Source organism: Paraburkholderia bannensis NBRC 103871 (genome assembly GCF_000685015.1).
GTDB classification, from domain to species: domain Bacteria; phylum Pseudomonadota; class Gammaproteobacteria; order Burkholderiales; family Burkholderiaceae; genus Paraburkholderia; species Paraburkholderia bannensis.
The window spans coordinates 459,572-479,844 of sequence record NZ_BAYA01000003.1 but is presented as its reverse complement, the minus strand read 5'-3'; the positions used below and the strand labels follow the sequence as shown (position 1 = coordinate 479,844).

Genomic DNA, 20,273 nt, shown 5'->3' with positions numbered 1-20,273 from the left:
TGCGGAACGGCCGTTTATCGCGTTCCTTCGCAGTCGGTTTGCGAATCAGCTTTCCAGTCCAGCCTTGCGCTGTCCCCACCAGAGCGTCGCGTTGACGCCCATCGACAGGAACGGTTCGGGCGGCGCCTTGTTTGGCCCCGAGGTCGCGAGCAGGAAATTCGTGAGTTCATTGGGCTTGCCCGCGAGCCAGTCGGCGAGCAGCGTGCCCGTCACCGTGCCGCGCGTAATGCCCAGGCCGTTGCAGCAGAGCGCGCCGTACACGTTCGGCGCGAGCTGGCCAAAGAAGCCCTTGTGGTTCTGCGAAAGCGCGAGCGAACCACTCCAGGTGTATTCGAAATCCACTTGCGGCAGCATCGGGAAGCGTCGTTCGAACGACCTGCGATGACGCTGCGCGAAACGCGCGAGATTCTGCTCTTTTGGGCGGCCGTCCGGATTGAACGAAAAGCTGTTGCGCACGAGGATGCGGTTGTCGTGCGTACGGCGCAGCGTGCTGCCGAAGGGATCGGCGGGAATCACGCCCCAGAACGGCTTGCCGCCCAGTTCGGACTGCTCGGCAGCGGTGAGCGGGCGCGTGAGGCTCGCGTAAAGGAACACCGGCAGCATCGTGCGTTCGAGAAAGCCAAAGCGCATGCCAAAAGCGTTATTCGCGAGCACCAACTTGTCGGCCACGATGCGGCCGTTGCGGTGCGCGAGCACGATTTTCTCGCCGTATTCGACGTCGGTGACCGGGGTGTGTTCGTAGAGCGTGACGTTGGGCGGCAGGCAATCGGCCAGGCCCTTCACGAGGCCTGAAGGCTGCACGAGCACCGTGCCCGGCGTAAACAGCGCCTGGCGATAGAACGACGTGCCGATGTGTTCGGGCAGCGCCGCGCCGTCGATGACTTCATAGGACTGGCCCAGTTTGTCGAGCCCGCGGCGATAGGCGTCGAGCACCGCGACGCCGCGCTCCTCCACCGCCGCCTGGTACTTGCCGGACGCGCTCATATGGCAGTCGATGCCGTGCTCGCCCACCAGCTCGCGCAGGATGTTCTGGCCGAGCAGGTTGAGCTTGAGCGTCGTCCTGGCCGTGTCGATGTCGCCGATGTAATCGTCCGCGCCGATGTCGTGCGGCAGGTCGATCGCGAAACCGGCGTTGCGCCCCGAGGTGCCGAAGCCAATCTCCTGGGCTTCGATGAGCACGACCTCATCGTCGGGGAAATTCAGCGCGAGCTGTCGGGCGGCGGCGAGGCCCGTGAAACCGGCGCCGATCACGGCCCAGCGGGCCTTCGATTCGCCCTTGTGACCCGCCTTGGGAGTGCGCGCGCGACTCGTGTGATACCAGCCACACATCTTGTCGTCCGCGGGGAGCGAGGTAACCGTATGCATTTCTAATTCCAATATCGCTTTTGAAACCCACTGCGCCTTCGGGTGATCGCGCACCGGCTACATGCGCCGTCCTTCGGGGCCGTACAGCTCGACGGCGTCTTCCAGACCGTCGGTTGGCATCAGAGTCTTCTAACGTCCAACATCGATGTATACAAATTGTAGACGGAGTATAGGATTCGATTAGGCATAGTAAAAATAAGGGTTTACGCTCTGCGATCGCGCATGGAACGGTGCAACGATGGATTAAGGGTTTTCCCTTGTGGGCGGCGGCGGGGCGGGGGCCAGAGGCAGGCGGGACGGGGCTTGGAGCTTTGCGGCAGGTGGCCAGGCATTGTCGCTGGCGTTCTACGGACGGTCGGAACGGTTCTATATCGGGCGTTTTTGGATCCCGATGATGAATGCGACCTGAAACGAATGCCTGACGATGTCCCCGAAAAAACCACGGAGGAAGACCCATGCGACAGATTGATAGCCCACCTGGCCTGATCGACGCAGCGAGCGCGGGTTACGCCAATCTCGACTCGCACACGGGCGCGAGCCCGGACTCGCACCGGCTTGCCGATGGACTCCAGCAGCGCCACGTCGTGATGCTTTCCATTGGCGGCAGCATCGGCGCGGGGCTGTTCGTCGGCTCGGGGCACGCGATTGCCGAGGCGGGCCCCGCCGCCGTGCTCGCTTATGTATTCGGCAGCCTGCTGGTGGTGACGGTGATGCGCATGCTCGGCGAGATGGCCTGCGCGATGCCCGATTCCGGCTCGTTCTCCACTTACGCGGATAAAGCGATCGGCTCATGGGCCGGCTTCACGATCGGCTGGATGTACTGGTGGTTCTGGGTGCTGGTCGTGCCGCTGGAAGCGACGGCTGCGGCCAACATTCTCAACGGCTGGTTGCCGGATGTGCCGGTCTGGCAGCTTTCCGTGCTGGTGACGGCGGCGCTGACGGTCGCGAATCTCGCGAGCGTCAAGAATTACGGCGAACTCGAATTCTGGTTTGCGATTATCAAGGTGACCGGCATTCTGCTCTTTATCGGCCTGGGCATTGCTGCGCTGTCGGGCCTGCTGCCGGCTGTGCATGTGACGCCGTGGCAGACCATGACGGGACATGGCGGATTCATTCCACGCGGCATGGCGCCGATTGTCGGCGCGCTGCTGACGACGATGTTCACGTTCCTCGGCACCGAAGTGGTCACGATTGCCGCTGCGGAATCGGAAAACCCGGCGCGGGAAATCGGGCGCGCGATTACCTCGGTCGTGTGGCGCATTTCGCTGTTTTATATCGGCTCGGTGCTGGTCATCATTTGCACGGTGCCGTGGAACGATCCGGACTTGACGCGCCTGGGCGCTTACCAGGCGGTGTTGCGCAGTTTCCACGTTCCCTATGCACAACTGATTACCGATGGCCTGATTCTCGTCGCCGTGGGGAGTTGCCTCAATTCGGCACTGTATACGGCGTCGCGCATGATGTATTCGCTCGGCAGACGACAGCAGGCGCCGCGCTTCGTGACGCGCACGACCGCCAACGGCGTGCCGGCGCGCGCGGTCATGGCGTCAAGTCTCGTGGCGTTCGTGGCGTGCGGTGCGAACTATCTCGCGCCGAAATACGTCTTCGATGCCTTGCTGTCGACGACGGGCGCGATTGCGCTGCTCGTGTATCTCGTGATTGCGGTGAGCCAGTTGCGTCTGCACAAGCGCCTGGTCGCGGCGGGCCCGTTGAAGGTCAAGATGTGGCTGCATCCGTTCCTTGGGGTGCTGGTTGTGGCGCTGATCGGCGGTGCGTTCGTAGTGATGGTGATGAGCGAAGACCACCGGCGCGAGGTGGCGGCCACGCTGGGCTGCTGTGCGGCGCTCGCTGCGGTGGGTTACCTGCGCCAGCGTCGTGCGCTGGCCAGGCATCCCACGCAGCGAATGCGCTGAATCAAGCCTTGAAATCGGCTCGAATTCGCGTCGTTCAGATAAACAGCGAAATCAGGCCGCCGATGGTGATGCCTGCCGCGACCCATCGGCCAAACGAATAGGCGTGGTTGGGGTCGGGCGGCTGGTCGGGCCGCGCGAGTCCCAACGCGCCGTAGACCAGGGAGCGCATGGGCTGCGCGTTTGCCTGGTCGGAACTTTCTGGAGTCGTTGTGCTGCCTTGAGCGTCGGTCGTGGCATCCGTCGCCTGATCCGTCGGATCGTCGGTATCGTCTGCCGATGGGTCGATTGATGCACCGGCGGACGTCCCGGTGGATGTCCCGGCGGACGCATCGTTCGACGCAGCGGCATAGCCTTGCGGCGATATCTCGACAGCGTCGTCCTGCGACGCCGGCGTGGCGCTGTTGCCCGCGTCTGTGTTTGCTACCCCGTTTTGTGTGGTGGTGGTCGTGACATCCGTATTACTGCTGCGGGTGTACGCGGCGCCGTCGCCCGCGGTCGTCGCCAAACTGCCGATTTCCATTTTTCACCTCTTTTATTTCATCGCTTTATCGCGACGCCCCGATATTCCCATGCCGCGATGCCAGACCGGCTGGCGAATAGGGCAGAGAAATGCGCGATATTCCGCAACCCATGCGCGTACACACGCGCTGGAAATCGCGACGCAGATCTGCGCGCAACGCCAGGCGTCGAACATTAATCAGGAAAGCAAAGCAGCGTGCCGTCTATGCGCGGGCGATATTCGCGCCGCGCTGGCGGACGTGGAAGACAGCAGTGTGTAAATTTGCCGCATGGCGCGACGAAGCGCTCAGGCCGCGTGCGGCGTCGGCATCAGCGCCATGTTGGCGCTGTTCTCCTGGTTGCGGCTTTCGAGCACCGCGCGCGTGACGCCCGCGCGCGAGGGCGGTGCGCAGACGCAGCACGTATAGGGCTTGTTGGCTTCACGCACCGGCCGCACGAAGCGGCCCGTGCAGGTGCCGCAACGCGTGAGCGTGAGCAGGCCGCCTTCGAAAAAGCGCAGCAGCGTCCATGCGCGCGTGAAGCTCAGCACGCGTTCGGTGTCGGCGCAATCGCAGTGTTCGAGATAGAGCCGGTAAGCACGCGTGAGCGCGTCGAGCCGGCTGCATTGCGCTTCATCGCGAAGATACAGGAAGATATTGTAGAAAAGCGAGGCGTGGATATTCGGCAACCACGTGAAATACCAGTCCGCCGAAAACGGCAGCATGCCTTTGGGCGGCGACGCATCCTTGAGCTCGCGATAGAGCCTGATCAAACGATTGCGCGACAGATTGAGTTCTTTTTCCAGCACCGGCATGCGTGCGCCAAGCTGGATCAGTTCAATCGCGCGCATGACCTCGCGCGCCTCTTCGGTGACACTGCCTTTGTACATGAAGTAGCACTCCCATGGGCAATAGTCCGCTGCCGGTTCACTTCTTCAGAAGCGTGGCGTCCATGCCTGAATTTCACGGGCGATTATAAAAGCGGGAAACCGAGCGTCAAGAATAATATTTTGGAAGTAATTGGAAGTTTCGTTAATGAAATCAAGGGCTTTTTGCATCGGGCCAAGCCCACTAAGGCGCGAGCAAACAAGGTGTTTCATGCAAACTTTCCCGCTGTGCCGAATTGGAAAGGAATAGAAATATTTGTGCACAAAAACGGCGGTGACGCGGGGTTTGTGGCGGGGCATGATGACGCCGGTGCGCCCTGGCGGTGCAATGCAAGGTAATACGGATTATTACTGTGTCTTGCAACGTAACCTTTTCACGGCCGTCTGCCGGTAAACTTCGGCTTTCCAATTTTTACGCGCGTGGCATACCTCGCCGCCGCGTGCTCGCCGGAATGCGAGCACCTCTCACTCGCTTTCTATCGATGATGCTTCCTTTTTCCGCCAGTACTCCTTCGTTCAGACACTTGCGCAAAGGTTTGCCCGGCAGCCAGTCCAGCGGCGTCACACCGGCTGCGCGCAGCGCGGCGGGTGCGCTGGCCAGCCCGCCGCGCCGCAGGCTGCTCAAGGGCACCATGAGCGTGCTGGCGCTAGGTGGTTGCGCAAGCACGCTCCTGAGCGCGTGTGGCGGAGATTATTCGGATGGCACGGGGCCACAGTTCGCGCCGACGCCCGCCGTGAACTCGGTGGCCAACTTCCGCGACGTGGGCGGCGCGGCGCCGGGGTATTCGACGAGCGACGGCGCGCACGTGCGCCGCGCATTGTTGTATCGCAGCGACGCGCTCACGCCCAATGCGGCGGATACGGTGACGCTGGAGCGCATGGCCTTCGCCTGCGTCTACGACCTGCGTACGCCCGCCGAGAACGACGCCACGCCCGATATCGTGCTGACCAGCGCGAACCGCGTCACGCTCAACGTGCTGGGTACGCCCACGCCGCGCTCATTTGCAGGTTATTCGGCGAGCGAATTGAATGCGGCGATGCTGGCGCAGTGGCGCGAACTCGTGACGGGCCGTATGCAGTGCATCGCCTATGGCGCGCTGCTCGAACATATTGCCGAGGCGCCGGGGCCGCAATTGATCGTTGGCGGCGACGGCGTGGATGTGGCGGGCTGGGCGTCGGCGTTGCTGTTGCTGATCGCGAATGTGCCGCTTGAAATCGTCGTGCAGGATTTTCTTCTGACGAATGCGTGGCGCTCGACGACGGTGGATTCGCAGAATCTCACGCCGCCTGTACAGGCGAGCTATCTGCAGGCGGCCTGCGATGCGCTGCAATCGGGCTACGGCGACATCAATCGTTATCTGCAAAGCGGCCTCGGCCTGGACGCGGTGACGGTGGGCCGTCTGCGCGCGCGTCTCGCCGTTTAATCTCGCGGTAAATCTGGAACGCCTGCGTTCAAGGCACGTAAACGCAGGCGCTTAAAGCACGGGCAGCGCGATACGCACGCGCAGCCCGCCTTCGGGGTGGTTGGAGAGTTCGCACTGGCCGCCCTGGTTGCGCACGAGTCGCGTGATGATCGCGAGTCCCAGGCCGCAATGGCCTTCGCCGCCGCGTGCTTCGTCAAGGCGCACAAAGGGCTTGATGGCTGCGGCCACGCGGTCGGCGGGAATGCCGGGGCCGTGATCGCGCACATCGATGATCCATTGCAGGCCTTCGCGGCGCGTGGAAATCTCGACCGGCGGCACGCCATGTTCGAGTGCGTTATCGACGAGATTCGAAATCAGCCGGTCAAGCAAGGTGCGCGGCATGCGAAACGCCGGCCCCGCGCGCAGGTCGAGCCTGAACAGCACGTCCTCGTCGCTGCCGGTGTCCGAATAGTATTGTTCGCGCAGCAGCGCATCCACTTCGACTTCCGGGCCGGCTTCAGGCCGCTGGCGCGCGAATTCGAGGAACTGCTGGACGATATCGTTGAGCGAATCGACTTCGCGATAAAGCTGCTGGCGCTCCACGTCCGAGCCCAGCAGCGATGCGCGCAGCTTGATGCGCGTGAGCGGCGACTTGAGGTCGTGCGCCACGCCGGCCAGCATGACGGCCTGATCGTCGTCGGCCTCGTTGAGCTGCTTCATCATGCGGTTGAACGAGCCGATCAACTCGCGCAGTTCGCGCGGCCCCTGTTCGTTCACGGGCGCGGGCCGATGGCCGGTGCCGAACGCACGCGCCGCCTGTGCGACGAGCGAAAGCGGGCGCTGCATTTGCCACATCGCGAGCAGCGCGACGAGCAGCGACATGGCGAGCAGGCCGCCTGCCATGGGCAGGACGTTGGGCGGCGGCGGCAGGTCGACGGGCGCGACGATCCACGTGGGATGGCCCGCAAAACGCACCCAGAGCGCGCCGCCGCGCTGGTGGTGCATGTCCGCGAGAATTTCGGTGCCCGGCGGGAGGTCGCGCAGCAACTGCTTGCGCAGGTCGGCGAGCGGCTCGCGCCGGGGCACTTCGAGCTTCACGTCGGCGGGCATGTTCCAGGTGGGCACGAGGTGCACGCGCAGCGCGGGCGCGAGTTCGACCTCGTTGGGCGCCGATCCGTTGGCCGCGTGCAGCATGAGCAGCAACCCGCGCTCGAAGCCTTCGACTTCATGGCGGCGCGGCTGCGGCGCGAACACGACAAACCAGCACGCCTGCACGATAAAAAGCACGAGCGCCGACATCAAGGCCATGCGGCCAAACAGCGTATTCAGCGGATTGTTCATGAACCGGCGCTAGCAGCATTGGCTACGCCTTTGCCTTCGATGTCATCTTCGCGCAGCGGCACGAATACATAGCCCTTGCCGCGCACCGTCTGCACGTAGCGCGGCTGGGCGGGATCGTCTTCGATCACGCGGCGCAAGCGCCAGATCGGCACGTCGAGGCTGCGGTCGTTGAACGGCACGCCGTCTTCGCGCAACAGGTCGTGCACCAGCACGCGCGAGAGAACGCGATAGGGATTGCGCGCGAAGATCTTCAGGAGAGCGAAGATGCTGTCGCGCAGCGGCACGCGCTCGCCGTCTCGCAGCAGCGAGCGGGTGGCGAAGTCGAGCTCGAACGGCCCGAACTGGCAGCGTTCGCGCGCTTCGGGCGCGCTGGGCGGCACCGCGCCATGACGGCGCAGCACCGTCTGGATGCGCAGCAGCAGTTCCTGCGGATCGAAGGGCTTGGCGACATAATCGTCCGCGCCGAGCGTGAGCCCGGCGATGCGGTCGGTCACCGCGCCGCGCGCGGAGGCGAAGATCACGGGAATGTCATCGCCTTGCGCGCGCAATGCGGCGAGCGTGCGCAGCCCGTCGGTGCCAGGCATCATGACGTCGAGCACGATGACCGAAGGTCGTTCGAGCTCAAGTCGCCGCGCGAGGTGGGTACCCTCGTGCAGCACGGATGTCTGGAAGCCGTGGGTTCGCAGGAAGCGGGAAAGAAGGTCGCGCACGACCGGATCGTCGTCGACGATGAGAACGTGTGGACTCATCGTGAAATTTTAATTGTTGTCGACGATTCGATGAATAGCGCCAGTGTGACTAATTCTTACCTTCGCTTACCAACGGGCCAGATCACGGCTATTTTCCCTGCGATTTCAGCGTGCTTGACGCTTACTTGACGGCAACAGCCGCTTCCTGAACCGGCGCCTGGGCCGATTTGTCAGCGGTCTTCGCTTCCGGGGCCGGAACCGCAGCCTTGGCTTTGGCGTTATTTGCAGCCTTGTTCACGGCCTTGTCCTTCGACTGTGCGATCGCTTCGTCGATCGACGCGACGCTCGTTGCGTTCGCAATGGCCTTGCTCGACGCTGCGCTTGCCTGCGCATTCGATGCCGACGGTGCGGGCACGGCAGCCGGAATGTGCTTCGCGAGCGCATCGGCGATGCGCTTCTGGCGCGCGTCGGCGGCGACGCCGCTCGGCATCTTGCGCAGGCGCAGTGCTTCGGCGCTGGCTTCCGCGTCTTCGTGCTTCGCGTCGGTGTGCTTGACGGCGGGCTCGATCCCCTTCATTTCGAGCACGGCGTCGCGCGCGGTCGGGGCGAGGTTCTGCGAGGCCACGCCGTCTTTCACGCGTTGCACCGTCGCCTGCTGGCCGTGCTTGAAGTCGCCTTCGAGTTCGGCGATGCGGCGGTTATACCAGTCCGTCACGCAAGCCTTGTCCTTGCAGTTGTGCTGGCGCCATTGCCACTGGCTCACGCGATCGGCTTCGAGCGCGGTGGAGTCGGGCGTTGCGTCGACGGCGGTTTTATAGAGCGCGGCGAGCTTGTCGTCGAGCGCGGACAGCGTCGGGTCGGTGCAGACGATGCGCTCCGACGCCGAAGCGTTGTGCGGGCAATGGAAGCTCGCCGCCTGTGCTGCCGTCGAAGCGGCAAGCGTGGCGAAGAGCGCAAGCGCGGCGGTGCTGAGGCCGCGATGCAGGGAGGTCTTTGCGCGGCGGTGGGTCAGTTCTCGGTTCATGGCGGACACGATGATGTTGAAATGGCAGGGGACGACAGGCGGCTCGTCCGGCGTCGCCACGGCGCACTGCGCCGCAAGGGAAACGATAGTCGCAGCGTCGTCGACACAAAGCCTCGCTCAACGGGGCGATTGCCAGGCCGCTTACGAATCATTTCAAATAGGGTGCGAGCGGTAAGAACTGGGGTGCGAGATTTTCGCTCGATGCCCGCCCAATGCCGCTGGCAGCAGGCGGACAGTTCAAAAATGCTTACCCGATGAGAGATTCGCGAAGAACTGGAAAGCCACTTTCAACATTGGCCCATGACTGCGCCATCGGCCGCCATGCTTTGCCGCGATGATGCACGTCGAGTCCTGCCGTCCGCGCTTGCCCGATGAGTGCCAGCGCGCCGTGCAGCCCATCGACGCGTTCTGCTTACGGTCTCCATGCTCAACGTTTTCCGCTCCTCACTTTGCGCGGCGGCGCTCGCACTCAACGGCTGCGCGTGGACGCTGATCACGGCCGCCGACGCCACCGGCTCGGTGATCCAGGCCGGTTATGCGGTCGCCTCGAATTACTCGTCGCCGAAATTCGTGACGGGACGGCCCGTGAATCTCACCGACGTCTGCATCGAGATCAATCCGATGGTGACGGCGGCCGATTTCGTGCCCTCGCTGCAATACGCGCTCGCGCAGCGCGGCGTGCGCTCGGATCTTTATAGTCCGGGCACCGAGCCGTCCAATTGCGCCGGCCGGCTGGTCTATAACGCGTCGATCGAGTTCGGGCGCCCGACCTTCAGCGACGACAGCAAGGCGTATCTTTCGACCATCAACATGACGATCTTCCTGCACAACCGTATCGCCGTCAGCGCGCGTTACGAGGTGCACGGGCTGAGCACCGACCGCTTTTCCAGCGCGACCGTGAAGCTTCAGGGCCTGATCGACAGCATGGTGGTCGACCAGACGCGCCTCGCGAGTTCGTTCGAGGCGGCTTCAAGCGGCCAGTGATCTTTCTCGCCGCATCTTTCAGGAAAGGAATGGGAAGGTAAGGGGTCTATGCCACGCGTGGCGAGTCCCTTACGATTTGCGCATGACCAATAACGTATTCCTCGTCGACGACGATCCCGTCGTGCGCGACGTCACCGCCGAGTATCTCCAGATGCGCGGCTTCACCGTCACCGCGCTGCCGTCGGCGCGCGCCCTGCAAAACAAGCTGCGTTCCGAGCGGCCCCAGGTGGTCGTGCTCGACATCATGATGCCGGAGGTCGATGGCATTACCGCGTTGCGCGAACTGCGCGCAAGCGGCGACGACCTGCCGGTGATCATGCTGACGGCGCGCAACGAGGTCATCGATCGCGTGCTGGGGCTGGAATTCGGCGCCGACGATTACGTGGGCAAGCCGTTCGATCCGGGCGAGCTGGCTGCGCGCATTCGCACGGTCATGCGCCGCCGCAGCGTGGCAAGTGCGACGGGCGCGCCGGAAAGCCGCGCGTCGTTCAGCTTCGGCCCTTTCGAGCTGGATTTCCGCTCGCGCGAACTTTATCGCGACGAGGAGCGCATTCCGCTGCGTTCGAGCGAATTCGCCTTCCTGAAGCTGTTCGTCAATCACGCGATGACGATTCTCTCGCGCGAGCAGATCATCGAAATCGTCTACGGCGAAGCGGGGAAATATCGTAACCGCAGCCTGGACGTGGCGATCTGGCGCCTGCGCCGCCTGATCGAGACCGATCCGTCCGAGCCGCGCTATCTGCAGACCGTGTGGGGCCACGGCTATGTATTCGTGCCCGACGGGGAAGTGGGCGTGGCGGAGCGCTACAGCGAATATAAGGGCGAATATAAAAACGACGTGAAAATCGAAGACGATTGACGTCAGGCGCCTGCGTTAATGTCAGGCGCCAGCAAAAAGGGCGAATCGCCGGTTAAAGCGATTCGCCCTTTTTTGCGTCCGTTGAAACCGGAGAATCAGAACGTCAGCACGCTCAGGAACATGCGCTGGAGCCAGCCCACGGTCGTGGCGTCGTTGAGCATGCCGTGGCCCATTTCCTCGATGCGGGCGTTGGCGATCTTGCCGGAATCGACGTAATTGTCGGCTTCCACATCGTTGGGATTCACGATGCCCGAAAGACGCAGGCGCTGATGCTCGCCGCTCATCGCAATGATCTTTTCGCCCGACACCACCAGGTTGCCCGTTGGCGTCTTGCTGATGATCGTCACGGCCAGCGTGCCGTTCATGCCGCTGGAAAGCGTGTGGCTGCCGCTGCCGTCGAAGCTCGTGGACGCCGAGCCGATATTGAACAGGCGTGCGAGGCGCGCCGCCGTGCCGGTCGATTGATCGGCGGCCGTGGCGGTGATGTCGCTCGAACGCTTGGCGGCGGCGGTGGCGGTATCGTTGCCGGTATAGGTCTCGGACAGGCGGATCGTCAGCACTTCGCCGATATGCTGCGCGCGCGGCGTCTCGTACAGCGCGACGGAGGTGCCCGCCTGGTAGATCGAGCCGCTCGTGTTGACGTTGAGCGGCGCTTCGGCGAGCGGCGGCGTCATCGGCGTCTCGACAATCGAGTCCGGCGTGGCGCAGCCCGAAAGCGCTGCGGCCGCAAGCGCGAACGACATGCACGACACGAACGACAGCGAATGTTTCGCCGCTTTCCGGTTCGTAATCGAAGGTAAGGAATCCGATGTAACGGAAAGGTGTTGAGCGCGGGAAGATTTCATCATTTTCGTCGGGATACGCGTAGTGGCGGGCTCGGTTTTATCGGCCTCTATAGCCAGAAGACAGCCAGACGGGATTCAGCCTTCGTCGAACTGGCTGACCTTCAACGCGCGCTCTAAGCCCTTGGGGCGCGGGCTGGGTGGTTTCAGCAAATAGGTAAGCGTGGCGCGTCCGCCATCGGGCAGCACGCAGATCGTGATGGTGCTGGCGGCGTTGTCCCAGACGAGCAACGGCACGTCGGCGGTGCCGCGCATATGCGGCTTGCCGTAGCGGGCCGCGAGCAGGTCGCGCAGGTCGAACGCGGTCATGCTGTCCACCACGAAAGACATTTCGTACAGGCGCAGCGGCTCGCCGGGCGCGTCGTGCGCGAAGCGCAGCACGTGATCGAGCGCGGGCGCTCCCGCCACGACCGCGAGCGACGGCGTCCAGCCATTCGACGTGCGGTGGGCCCAGCGGCAGGCCACATTCGGGCTGGCGTAGCTCTTGAGCATCATGCCGATGTCGCCGCCTGCCACATCGGTTTCGCACACCAGCGTGCTTTCGTGCGGCGTCGCGCGGATCATGTTCGCTTCGCGCAGCGCCGTGAGCGTAATGCCTAGCGCGATGCCGCGAAACGAGAACGGCGTATCGTCCTGCACGGCGGCACGCGTACGCGCGGCCGCGAGGCGGCGTGGCGACGGCGCAGATGATGCCGCATGCGATGGCGGCGGATTCGACGACTTTTGCTGGGCTTGCTCAAGCTCGGCCTTGTGCACGTTTTGCGTTGCTGCTGGCGCAGTAACGGGCGGCGCGGAGCCTGCTGCCCCGGCACACGCCGGCATGGCGAACGAGCCGGCGCATAGCGCACCGATGGCCCCTACCGTGCAGACAATCCACGACGCCCGTTTCATGATGCTGCTCCGCTTAGTCGACTGCCGCCGCGCACGCGTCGAACGGGATCGCCGCCGGATGTCCGACGACGGGCACGATCTTCAGCGTCGCCGAAGCGACACGGCAGGGAAATGCCACGACCGCGCAGCCGTCGAGCGGCAGCGCGAGGCTGGCAAGCAAAAGGGCTGTCGCGGTACGCGCGAAACCATTGGAAAGTTGCATGGTGGTCAGCCTGGACATTACCTGGGAGTACGACACGACAATCGACGCAGTGGTCATGCAGTGGTGTTGATGGTGTGGCCGAGCGGGCCGACCGGGGTCGGTAGCACGGATTCGGACTTGCCCGACGTGTTGCCGGCCGGTTGTTGCAGGCCGCTGGGTTTGCTGCTGCGATTGTTCGCGAGCGGCTCTAGCGAGGCCGGGCGGGTAAGGTTGCTGGAACCGATGGAGCTGGTCATGTGGGGCCTCCTTGGCACAATGAAACGAAGAGGAGGGCGCGCGCCGCCGCAGCGGCCGCCCCCGTGATGCACCGCCCGAAAATGGGTTTCGTGGCGGCGAGGGAATCTTCGCGTCAAGCGGCTTGCCATGAAGCAACAATCAAAGGGGCGCTTTACCGGAAGCCTTACGAGTCCTTTCGCGGGTATACAAATACCGGCGCGAAAGCGCCGTGCCACTGCTCGAAATGTTGCGCAACCTTGCCGCCGGTAAGGGCTGAAACCCTTACGTGGCGGGCCTTGCGCAAGCATGCGGAAAACGCATGCTTGCCTCGACAATTTATCGTTTGTGAGCCTTTCCGCGACGGCGGGATACTGCGCCAACCTCAGATGGCGACGATCAGGTTTCACATCATGCGAGCAGATTACAATTTCATTAACGGGACATTCCTCGAAACGGACGCGCAGCGCATCGCCGTCCATAATCCGGCAACGGGCGAACTCATCGCTCACGTGAGCGCCGCGAGCGCCGCCGACGCGATCCGCGCCGTCGAGGCCGCGGCCGCCGCGCAGCGCAGCTGGCGCCGCCTGCCCGCCGCCGAGCGCGGCGTGATCCTCAACCGCTTTGCCGATGCCATCGACGCCCGCTCGCCCGTGATCGGCGCGGTGCTGGCGGCCGAGTCCGGCAAGAGCGTCGCCGACGCCACCTCCGAAGCACATTACGCCGCCGAGATCCTGCGCTACCACGCGCAGTGGGCGCGCCGCATCGAAGGCGAGGTGATCCCGAGCGACAGCGCCAACGAGAATCTGATCCTGATGCGCGAGCCGATTGGCGTCGCCGCCTGCCTGATTCCGTTCAATTTCCCGATCTATTCGTTGCTGCGCAAGATCGCGCCGGCGCTCATCACGGGCAATGCCGTGGTCGCGCGGCCCAGCAACAACACGCCGTGCTCGGCGTTCGAAGTGGCGCGCGCCGCCCAGGACGCGCAACTGCCGCCGGGCCTCTTCAACGTGCTGGCGATGGATCACGACACCGCCGCCGTGCTCTGCACGCATCGCGACGTCGGCATGATTTCGCTGACCGGCAGCGTGGCGGCGGGCCGCAAGGTGCTCGACTACTGCAAGGAAAACATCGCGCGGCCTTCGCTCGAACTGGGCGGCAAGACGCCGGCCATCATCGAAGCCGACGCCGATCTCGAAGCGGCGGCCACGGCCATCGTGCGCTCCAAGACCACGCACTGCGGCCAGCTCTGCACCGCCATCGAGCGCGTCTATGTGCAGGCGTCGGTGCACGCGCGATTCGTCGAACTGTTGCGCGACAAGATGAAGGCAGTGAGCTTCGGCGACCGCGCGGTGAACGCGGATCACATGGGCCCGCTCATCAGCGAGCTGGCGCGTGCGTCGATCCACGCAATGGTCGAGCGCGCCGTGGCTGACGGCGCGAAGGTGGAAACGGGCGGCTACTTGCCCGAAGGCGCGGGCCACTTCTATCCGCCCACGCTGCTGAGCGCCTGCCGCCAGGACATGGAGATCGTGCAGGAAGAGATCTTCGGGCCGGTGCTGCCGGTGCTGTCGTACGAGACGCTCGACGACGCGCTGCGCATGGCCAACGATCACCAGTTCGGTCTGTCGTCGGTGCTGTACACGGAGCGATATCGCTCGGCGATGCGTGTCGCCAACGAGATCGAGGCCGGCGAGCTGTACGTCAACCGCACGCCCGCCGACCCGTACCAGGGCTACCACGCAGGCTGGAAGCGTTCGGGCCTGGGCGGCGACGACGGCAAGCATGGCATGCTCGAATTCACGCAGACGCGCCTCGTCGTCATGCCGTTTTAACGAAAGATAAAGACCCAACCCATTCGTTCGGATCACTGAGCGAATCTCGCACCTGCGAAAAAAGGGCGTCCGCTGCAACGGACGCCCGCTTGAAGAAACGCTGGCCGTTGCGTCGAAGGATGCAAACGAGCCTGCGGTATGGAGACAATCTTGCAGAAGTCCATCGCGAAACCTGTCGCACCCGTTGCGCCTGCGGCCTCGCCGCGCGCCGACGCCTCGTCCATCGCCACATCCGCGGGCAAAATGCAGCGCTACGGCCAGTTGCTGCTGCTTGTGCTGGCCGCGGGCGCCATCTATCCGATTCTCTATCTGCGCCAGGTCTATCAGACCACGATGCTCGATGTGTTCCACATCGACAACGCGCAACTGGGCTACCTGTACTCGGTGCTCGGCATCATTTTCTTTCTGTCGTACCTGCCGAGCGGCTGGCTCGCCGACCGCGTCGCGCCGCGCCTGTTGATCTGCTTTTCGCTGATCGGCACCGGCGCGCTGGGTCTCTGGTATTCGACCGCGCCGTCGTTTCACACGCTGCTCGTGATCTTTTGCTGCTGGGGGCTGACGACGGGCCTCACGTTCTGGGCTTCGGTGCTCAAGCGCGTGCGCATGATCGCGGGGGCGAACGAACAGGGCCGCTTCTTCGGCCTGCTCGACGGCGGGCGCGGCCTGGTCGAAGCGCTGCTCGCGACCGTCGCGCTGGCCTTGTTTGCGGCCGCAACGAGTTCGGGGCGTGGCGAAGCGGCGGGCCTGCGTCACGTGATCTTCCTGTATTCGTTCACGTGTATCGGCATCGGCGCGCTGATGAGTTTCTTCAAGGACGCCGCGCCCGTGCAGGACGATGCGCAAACCGCTGCCGATGCGGCGCAGACCAACGCACGCGGTGCGCTCTGGCGCGATCTCTCGACGCTCGCGAAGATTCCGCAACTGTGGCTCGTGGCAGCGGTGGTGTTCTGCGGCTACCAGATCTTCTGGGCGACTTATAGTTTCTCTGCGTACCTGCAGCAGGGCGAGATGCACATGACGGTCGTGGCGGCCGGCATGGTCACGACGCTCAAGCTCTGGATGCGTCCGCTCGGCGGCATCGGCGGCGGCTATCTGGGTGACCGCCTGTCGAATCTGCGCGTGCTGATCTGGGCGATGTTCCTGGCCGTCGCGGGCCTGATCGGCCTGATCGTGCTGCCGTCGCTGCGCAACATGGCGCTGCTGGGCGCGGTCGTGCTCTTCATCGGCCTTATGACTTACGCGATTCGCGGCCTTTACTGGACGCTGCTCGACTACTGCGCGATTCCCATGCGCATTACGGGCCTCGCCATCGGCCTCGTGTCCCTGATTGGTTATTCGTCGGACATTTTCCTGCCGCTCCTGAACGGTTACATCACGGAGCACTACGCGGGCATGCTCGGCTATCAGTTCTATTTCGCTTACGTGGCCGCTATCGGCACGCTCGGCGGCATTGCCGCGCTCGTGCTCAAGCGCATGTCCACGCGTATGTCCCCTTCACAACCTGCCTAATACGCCCGAACCATGAAAGTCGTTGCATTGCAAACGCACGTCGTCGCGGTGCCGCCTCCGCACCTCGGCGGCATGTACTGGATCTTCGTCACGCTGGAAACCGATTGCGGCATCCAGGGCGTCGGCGAAATTTACGCGGCTACCTTCCATCCGGACGTGATGGTGCCAGCCATCGAAGACGCGTTCTCGCGCTATCTGCTCGACCGCGATCCGCACCACGTCGAGCGTCTGTGGCGCGAAGCCTATTCGAGCGGTTTCACGCAGCGCCCCGACCTGACGATGATGGGCATTGTCAGCGGCCTGGAAATGGCCTGCTGGGACATCATCGGCAAGGCGGCGAACAAGCCGGTCTATGAACTGCTCGGCGGCATGGTGAACGAGCGTCTGCGTTCGTACACCTATCTTTATCCGAAGAACGCCCGCGGCGAGTACGACTACGACGACCCCGACCTCGCCGCCGAATGCGCCGCGCAGATGGTCAAGATGGGTTTCTCCGCCGTGAAGTTCGATCCGGCTGGGCCTTACACGGCGTACTCGGGCCACCAGCTTTCGCTGGAAGTGCTCGACCGTTGCGAAACGTTTTGCCGCAAGGTGCGCGAAGCCGTGGGCAACCAGGCCGATATCCTGTTCGGCACGCACGGGCAGATGGTGCCGTCGTCGGCGATCCGTCTCGCGAAACGCCTCGAAAAATACGATCCGCTGTGGTTCGAAGAGCCGGTGCCGCCGGGCCAGCCCGACGCGATGGCCGAAGTCGCGAAGCACACCAGCATTCCGATTTCGGCAGGCGAGCGCCTGACCACGAAGTACGAGTTCCACAAGCTGCTGGAAGCGGGCGCTGCGTCGATCATCCAGTTGAACGTCGCGCGCGTGGGCGGCCTGCTTGAAGCGAAGAAAGTGGCCACGCTCGCCGAGGTCTATTACGCGCAGATCGCACCGCATCTCTACAACGGGCCGGTTGGTGCAGCGGCGAGCATCCAGCTCGCGGCCTGCACGCCGAACTTCCTGATCCAGGAAAGCATCGGCACGTGGGGCGGCTTCCATGCGGAAGTCCTCAAGCAGCCGATCCAGTGGGAAGACGGCTACATCATTCCGTCGAAGGCGCCGGGCCTGGGCGTCGAGTTGAACATGGACGTCGTGCGCGCGCATACGCCTTACACCGGCAAGCGCCTGCACCTCCAGATGGCGAGCCAGCCGGCCGACGTGCGCGATACCTCGCCTGCACGTGGATGAGCGCGGATAGACGCGTGGGAGCATAGCGATGAATTACGACTACATTATTGTCGGCGCGGGATCGGCGGGTTGCATTCTCGCCGAACGGCTGTCGGCGTCGGGACGCCATTCGGTGCTGCTGCTCGAAGCGGGCGGCTCGGACAATTCGTTCTGGTTCAAGATCCCGATTGGCTTCGCCAAGCTGTACTACAACAAGGTGCACAACTGGATGTACTACAGCGAGCCGGAGCCGGAACTCGCGAACCGCCAGATCTACGCGCCGCGCGGCAAGGTGCAGGGCGGATCGGGCTCGATCAACGCGATGATTTACGTGCGGGGCGCGGCGCGCGACTTCGACGACTGGGCCGCGGCGGGCAATCCGGGCTGGTCGTATCAGGACGTGCTGCCGTATTTCCGCAAGCTCGAATCGCACCCGCTCGGCGATACGCCGTGGCACGGCGCGAACGGCCCGGTGCGCATCTCGCCGATGAAGGACGGCGCGCATCCGATCTGCAAGACCTTCCTGGAAGGCTGCGAGCAGCTCGGTTACGCGCGCAATGACGACTTCAACGGCGCGAAGCTCGAAGGCGTCGGCATTTACGACGTGAATACGCGTAACGGCCAGCGCGCGTCGAGCAGCTTTGCGTACCTGCATCGCGCTGGCGAGCGCCCGAATTTGAAGATCGAGCATCACGCACACGCGACGCGCGTGCTGTTCGATACGTCTGCGGATACACCGCGCGCGATCGGCGTGGAATTCATGCAGCAGGGCACGAAGCGCACCGTTCATGCAAAGCGCGAAGTGATCGTGGCGGCGGGGGCGGTCGACTCGCCCAAGCTGCTGCAACTCTCGGGCGTGGGCCCGGCCGCGTTGCTCAAGCAGCATGGCATCAGTGTGCTGCATGAACTGCCCGCCGTGGGCCAGAACCTTCAGGATCATCTGTGCGTGAGCTTCTACTATCGCTCGCGCGTGAAGACGCTCAACGATGCGTTCAGCAGCTGGGCCAGCAAGCTCAAGTTCGGCATGCAGTACCTGTTCAAGCGCACGGGCCCGTTCTCGATGAGCGTGAACCAGTCAGGCGGATTCTTCCGCACGCAGGCCGATGAAACGCATCCGGACATGCAGGTGTACTTCAACCCGCTGTCGTATCGGATTCCTAAGTCAAATCGTGCGCAACTGACGCCGGAACCGTATTCGGGCTTTCTCGTCTGCTTCAATCCGTGCCGTCCGACGAGCCGCGGCTCGATCGAGATTGCCTCGGGCAACGTGGCCGACGCACCGAAGATTCGCGGCAACTATCTGTCGACGCAGAAAGACCGCGACGAGGCGATCGCGGGCAGCCGCCTGGTGCGCAAGCTGATGCAGGCGAAGGCGCTCAAGGACATCACGGTGGAAGAAGTGACGCCCGCAGGCGAAGTCACCGACGACGCCAGCATGCTCAAGTTCTTCCGCGAACAAAGCGGCTCGATCTATCACCTGTGCGGCAGCTGTGCGATGGGCCCGGATCCGCAAACGTCGGTGGTGGATGCGCGCCTGCGTGTGCATGGCATCGACGGACTGCGCGTGGTCGATGCGTCGATCTTCCCGAACATCACGTCCGGCAACACCAACGCCGCGACCATGATGGTCGGGGAGAAGGGCGCCGACCTGATTCTCGAAGACGCAGACCGCACGATTGCTGCGCGCGGCCTTGCGGACAACGTTCAGCGGGCGGCGGCGATCTCGTCCTGAAGCCACTGCCGGAAAAGCTGGAGCGGCCTGGACGCTTTCTGTTCGGGCCGCACCACGAACCAGTAGGACTGCCGGCCATCCACATGGATGTCGCGCACCGGCGCAAGCAGGCCATCGGCCAGTTCGCGCCCGATCATGTTGCGATCGGCCATCGTCACGCCCAGTCCTTCGATGGCCGCGCGGATCGCGTGGTCGAGCAGGTCGAATTCATAGCCGCCCGAGGTGTCCACGTCCTCGATACGCGCGGCGTCCAGCCAGTGCCGCCACGTCATGTAGCGCTGGTTTTCCGCAGCCAGCACGTGCAGCAGCGTCTGCTGCGTGAGATCGACGGGGCCGTTCGCCATCAGCGCGGGCGCGCACACGGCGATATGCGACTCGTGCATCAGCAGCGAGCTTTCCAGCCCGTCCCATTCGCCGTCGCCAAAGCGGATCGCGCAGTCGAGCGCCGTCGAATCGGCGAGCGTGTCCTGCACCTGCGTCGTCAGGCTCAATTCGAGCGAGGGATGGCGCGCGTGCAGACGCGTGAGGCGCGGCACGAGCCAGCGGCTCGCGAAGGTAGGCGGCGCGTTCACGCGCAGGCGGTTCAGGTCGCTCTTTTGCTGGATCGTGCGCACCGTCACCTCGATGCGGTCGAACGACTGCTGGAGCGTGCGCAACAGCGCGCGCCCGGCCTCGGTCAGTTCGAGCCGGTGATGATGGCGTTCGAGCAGCGTTTCGCCGAGCTGTTCTTCCAGCTGGCGCACCTGGCGGCTCACCGCGCTCTGCGTCACGTTCAGCTGCTCGGCGGCGCGGGTGAAGCTGCCGCTCGTGCCTGCCGCCTCGAACGCCTTCAGGGCGTTCAGCGCCGGCATCTTTCGCTTCAAGGTCGTCTCCTCGCG

Annotated in this window: 20 protein-coding genes; 8 read left to right on the top strand and 12 right to left on the bottom strand. The window is 63.9% G+C overall.

Annotation, left to right across the window (positions count from 1 at the left end):
* Positions 1-45 precede the first annotated feature (45 nt).
* Positions 46-1,365 (bottom strand): NAD(P)/FAD-dependent oxidoreductase, encoded by a 1,320-nt coding sequence (locus BBA01S_RS05425; protein ID WP_027815543.1) that lies wholly within the window; start codon positions 1,363-1,365, stop codon positions 46-48.
* A gap of 455 nt (positions 1,366-1,820) precedes the next feature.
* Between BBA01S_RS05425 and BBA01S_RS40135 the strand changes: the two genes are divergently transcribed.
* Entirely contained in the window at positions 1,821-3,278 is a 1,458-nt protein-coding gene (locus tag BBA01S_RS40135) for an amino acid permease (protein ID WP_084161854.1), read from the top strand.
* 34 nt (positions 3,279-3,312) lie between these two features.
* Here the strand turns inward: BBA01S_RS40135 and BBA01S_RS45105 are convergent, their stop codons facing one another.
* The 3 genes from BBA01S_RS45105 to BBA01S_RS46690 form a co-directional block, all read right to left on the bottom strand.
* The gene (locus BBA01S_RS45105) at positions 3,313-3,798 is read right to left on the bottom strand and encodes a hypothetical protein (protein WP_156965871.1); all 486 of its coding nucleotides are present in this window, start codon (positions 3,796-3,798) and stop codon (positions 3,313-3,315) included.
* 285 nt (positions 3,799-4,083) lie between these two features.
* Positions 4,084-4,665 (bottom strand): flagellar transcriptional regulator FlhC, encoded by a 582-nt coding sequence (gene flhC / locus BBA01S_RS40125; protein ID WP_063750522.1) that lies wholly within the window; start codon positions 4,663-4,665, stop codon positions 4,084-4,086.
* A gap of 45 nt (positions 4,666-4,710) precedes the next feature.
* Positions 4,711-4,875 carry a hypothetical protein gene (locus BBA01S_RS46690; protein WP_156965870.1) on the bottom strand — a complete coding sequence of 55 codons (165 nt, stop codon included), beginning with the start codon at positions 4,873-4,875 and terminating at the stop codon, positions 4,711-4,713.
* A 311-nt stretch (positions 4,876-5,186) separates the two neighbouring features.
* On the opposite strand from BBA01S_RS46690, the gene BBA01S_RS05400 reads away from it, so the two are divergent.
* On the top strand, positions 5,187-6,086 hold the full coding sequence (locus BBA01S_RS05400; protein WP_167336001.1) for a tyrosine-protein phosphatase: 900 nt from the start codon (positions 5,187-5,189) through the stop codon (positions 6,084-6,086).
* Positions 6,087-6,137: 51 nt separating this feature from the next.
* On the opposite strand, the gene BBA01S_RS05395 is transcribed toward BBA01S_RS05400, so the two are convergent.
* From BBA01S_RS05395 to BBA01S_RS45100, 3 genes are all read right to left on the bottom strand, one after another.
* Complete coding sequence (locus BBA01S_RS05395) at positions 6,138-7,406, bottom strand: ATP-binding protein (protein ID WP_027815540.1); 1,269 nt, start codon at positions 7,404-7,406, stop codon at positions 6,138-6,140.
* The gene (locus BBA01S_RS05390; protein WP_027815539.1) at positions 7,403-8,155 is read right to left on the bottom strand and encodes a response regulator; all 753 of its coding nucleotides are present in this window, start codon (positions 8,153-8,155) and stop codon (positions 7,403-7,405) included. Before BBA01S_RS05390 ends, BBA01S_RS05395 begins: the two co-directional genes overlap by 4 nt.
* Positions 8,156-8,276: 121 nt before the next feature.
* Positions 8,277-9,119: a lysozyme inhibitor LprI family protein gene (locus tag BBA01S_RS45100; protein ID WP_156965869.1), complete on the bottom strand. Its 843-nt coding sequence runs from the start codon at positions 9,117-9,119 to the stop codon at positions 8,277-8,279.
* Positions 9,120-9,542: 423 nt separating this feature from the next.
* Here BBA01S_RS45100 and BBA01S_RS05380 point away from each other — a divergent pair, with 423 nt between their 5' ends.
* Together BBA01S_RS05380 and BBA01S_RS40115 are read left to right on the top strand one after the other, a co-directional pair.
* Positions 9,543-10,103, top strand: coding sequence for a hypothetical protein (locus tag BBA01S_RS05380; protein WP_027815538.1), 561 nt, complete (start codon positions 9,543-9,545; stop codon positions 10,101-10,103).
* A gap of 82 nt (positions 10,104-10,185) precedes the next feature.
* Positions 10,186-10,962, top strand: a complete 777-nt coding sequence (locus tag BBA01S_RS40115) for a response regulator (RefSeq protein WP_042296021.1) — start codon at positions 10,186-10,188, stop codon at positions 10,960-10,962.
* 95 nt (positions 10,963-11,057) lie between these two features.
* On the opposite strand, the gene BBA01S_RS05370 is transcribed toward BBA01S_RS40115, so the two are convergent.
* The 4 genes from BBA01S_RS05370 to BBA01S_RS05355 form a co-directional block, all read right to left on the bottom strand.
* A complete protein-coding gene (locus BBA01S_RS05370; RefSeq protein WP_042296019.1) occupies positions 11,058-11,705 on the bottom strand; it encodes a flagellar basal body L-ring protein FlgH in 648 nt (215 codons plus the stop codon).
* 177 nt (positions 11,706-11,882) lie between these two features.
* Positions 11,883-12,695 (bottom strand): hypothetical protein, encoded by an 813-nt coding sequence (locus BBA01S_RS40110; protein ID WP_156965868.1) that lies wholly within the window; start codon positions 12,693-12,695, stop codon positions 11,883-11,885.
* Between the two features lie 13 nt (positions 12,696-12,708).
* A complete protein-coding gene (locus BBA01S_RS05360) occupies positions 12,709-12,897 on the bottom strand; it encodes a DUF6726 family protein (protein WP_027815536.1) in 189 nt (62 codons plus the stop codon).
* A gap of 53 nt (positions 12,898-12,950) precedes the next feature.
* Positions 12,951-13,133 carry a hypothetical protein gene (locus tag BBA01S_RS05355; protein ID WP_027815535.1) on the bottom strand — a complete coding sequence of 61 codons (183 nt, stop codon included), beginning with the start codon at positions 13,131-13,133 and terminating at the stop codon, positions 12,951-12,953.
* Positions 13,134-13,523: 390 nt separating this feature from the next.
* Here BBA01S_RS05355 and aldA point away from each other — a divergent pair, with 390 nt between their 5' ends.
* From aldA to BBA01S_RS05335, 4 genes are all read left to right on the top strand, one after another.
* Entirely contained in the window at positions 13,524-14,945 is a 1,422-nt protein-coding gene (aldA, locus tag BBA01S_RS05350; RefSeq protein WP_027815534.1) for an aldehyde dehydrogenase, read from the top strand.
* Positions 14,946-15,083: 138 nt separating this feature from the next.
* Positions 15,084-16,454 carry an MFS transporter gene (locus tag BBA01S_RS05345; protein ID WP_042296015.1) on the top strand — a complete coding sequence of 457 codons (1,371 nt, stop codon included), beginning with the start codon at positions 15,084-15,086 and terminating at the stop codon, positions 16,452-16,454.
* Positions 16,455-16,466: 12 nt separating this feature from the next.
* On the top strand, positions 16,467-17,684 hold the full coding sequence (locus tag BBA01S_RS05340) for a mandelate racemase/muconate lactonizing enzyme family protein (protein WP_027815532.1): 1,218 nt from the start codon (positions 16,467-16,469) through the stop codon (positions 17,682-17,684).
* A gap of 28 nt (positions 17,685-17,712) precedes the next feature.
* Positions 17,713-19,395, top strand: coding sequence for a GMC family oxidoreductase (locus tag BBA01S_RS05335; protein WP_027815531.1), 1,683 nt, complete (start codon positions 17,713-17,715; stop codon positions 19,393-19,395).
* Here the strand turns inward: BBA01S_RS05335 and BBA01S_RS05330 are convergent.
* A complete protein-coding gene (locus BBA01S_RS05330; protein ID WP_042296014.1) occupies positions 19,368-20,246 on the bottom strand; it encodes a LysR substrate-binding domain-containing protein in 879 nt (292 codons plus the stop codon). The two genes, BBA01S_RS05335 and BBA01S_RS05330, sit on opposite strands and share 28 nt — an antisense overlap.
* Between the last annotated feature and the right edge of the window lie 27 nt (positions 20,247-20,273).

Excerpts from the sequence above, each read along its gene's own strand:
- BBA01S_RS46690 (WP_156965870.1), bottom strand. The coding sequence starts at position 4,875 with ATGAAACACCTTGTTTGCTCGCGCCTTAGTGGGCTTGGCCCGATGCAA.
- BBA01S_RS05360 (WP_027815536.1), bottom strand. The coding sequence starts at position 12,897 with ATGCAACTTTCCAATGGTTTCGCGCGTACCGCGACAGCCCTTTTGCTT.
- BBA01S_RS05425 (WP_027815543.1), bottom strand. The coding sequence starts at position 1,365 with ATGCATACGGTTACCTCGCTCCCCGCGGACGACAAGATGTGTGGCTGG.
- flhC (WP_063750522.1), bottom strand. The coding sequence starts at position 4,665 with ATGTACAAAGGCAGTGTCACCGAAGAGGCGCGCGAGGTCATGCGCGCG.
- BBA01S_RS05370 (WP_042296019.1), bottom strand. The coding sequence starts at position 11,705 with ATGTCGTTCGCGCTTGCGGCCGCAGCGCTTTCGGGCTGCGCCACGCCG.
- BBA01S_RS45100 (WP_156965869.1), bottom strand. The coding sequence starts at position 9,119 with ATGAACCGAGAACTGACCCACCGCCGCGCAAAGACCTCCCTGCATCGC.
- aldA (WP_027815534.1), top strand. The coding sequence starts at position 13,524 with ATGCGAGCAGATTACAATTTCATTAACGGGACATTCCTCGAAACGGAC.
- BBA01S_RS40110 (WP_156965868.1), bottom strand. The coding sequence starts at position 12,695 with ATGAAACGGGCGTCGTGGATTGTCTGCACGGTAGGGGCCATCGGTGCG.
- BBA01S_RS40115 (WP_042296021.1), top strand. The coding sequence starts at position 10,186 with ATGACCAATAACGTATTCCTCGTCGACGACGATCCCGTCGTGCGCGAC.
- BBA01S_RS05330 (WP_042296014.1), bottom strand. The coding sequence starts at position 20,246 with ATGCCGGCGCTGAACGCCCTGAAGGCGTTCGAGGCGGCAGGCACGAGC.
- BBA01S_RS05395 (WP_027815540.1), bottom strand. The coding sequence starts at position 7,406 with ATGAACAATCCGCTGAATACGCTGTTTGGCCGCATGGCCTTGATGTCG.
- BBA01S_RS45105 (WP_156965871.1), bottom strand. The coding sequence starts at position 3,798 with ATGGAAATCGGCAGTTTGGCGACGACCGCGGGCGACGGCGCCGCGTAC.
- BBA01S_RS05380 (WP_027815538.1), top strand. The coding sequence starts at position 9,543 with ATGCTCAACGTTTTCCGCTCCTCACTTTGCGCGGCGGCGCTCGCACTC.
- BBA01S_RS05390 (WP_027815539.1), bottom strand. The coding sequence starts at position 8,155 with ATGAGTCCACACGTTCTCATCGTCGACGACGATCCGGTCGTGCGCGAC.
- BBA01S_RS05355 (WP_027815535.1), bottom strand. The coding sequence starts at position 13,133 with ATGACCAGCTCCATCGGTTCCAGCAACCTTACCCGCCCGGCCTCGCTA.
- BBA01S_RS05345 (WP_042296015.1), top strand. The coding sequence starts at position 15,084 with ATGGAGACAATCTTGCAGAAGTCCATCGCGAAACCTGTCGCACCCGTT.
- BBA01S_RS40135 (WP_084161854.1), top strand. The coding sequence starts at position 1,821 with ATGCGACAGATTGATAGCCCACCTGGCCTGATCGACGCAGCGAGCGCG.
- BBA01S_RS05335 (WP_027815531.1), top strand. The coding sequence starts at position 17,713 with ATGAATTACGACTACATTATTGTCGGCGCGGGATCGGCGGGTTGCATT.
- BBA01S_RS05340 (WP_027815532.1), top strand. The coding sequence starts at position 16,467 with ATGAAAGTCGTTGCATTGCAAACGCACGTCGTCGCGGTGCCGCCTCCG.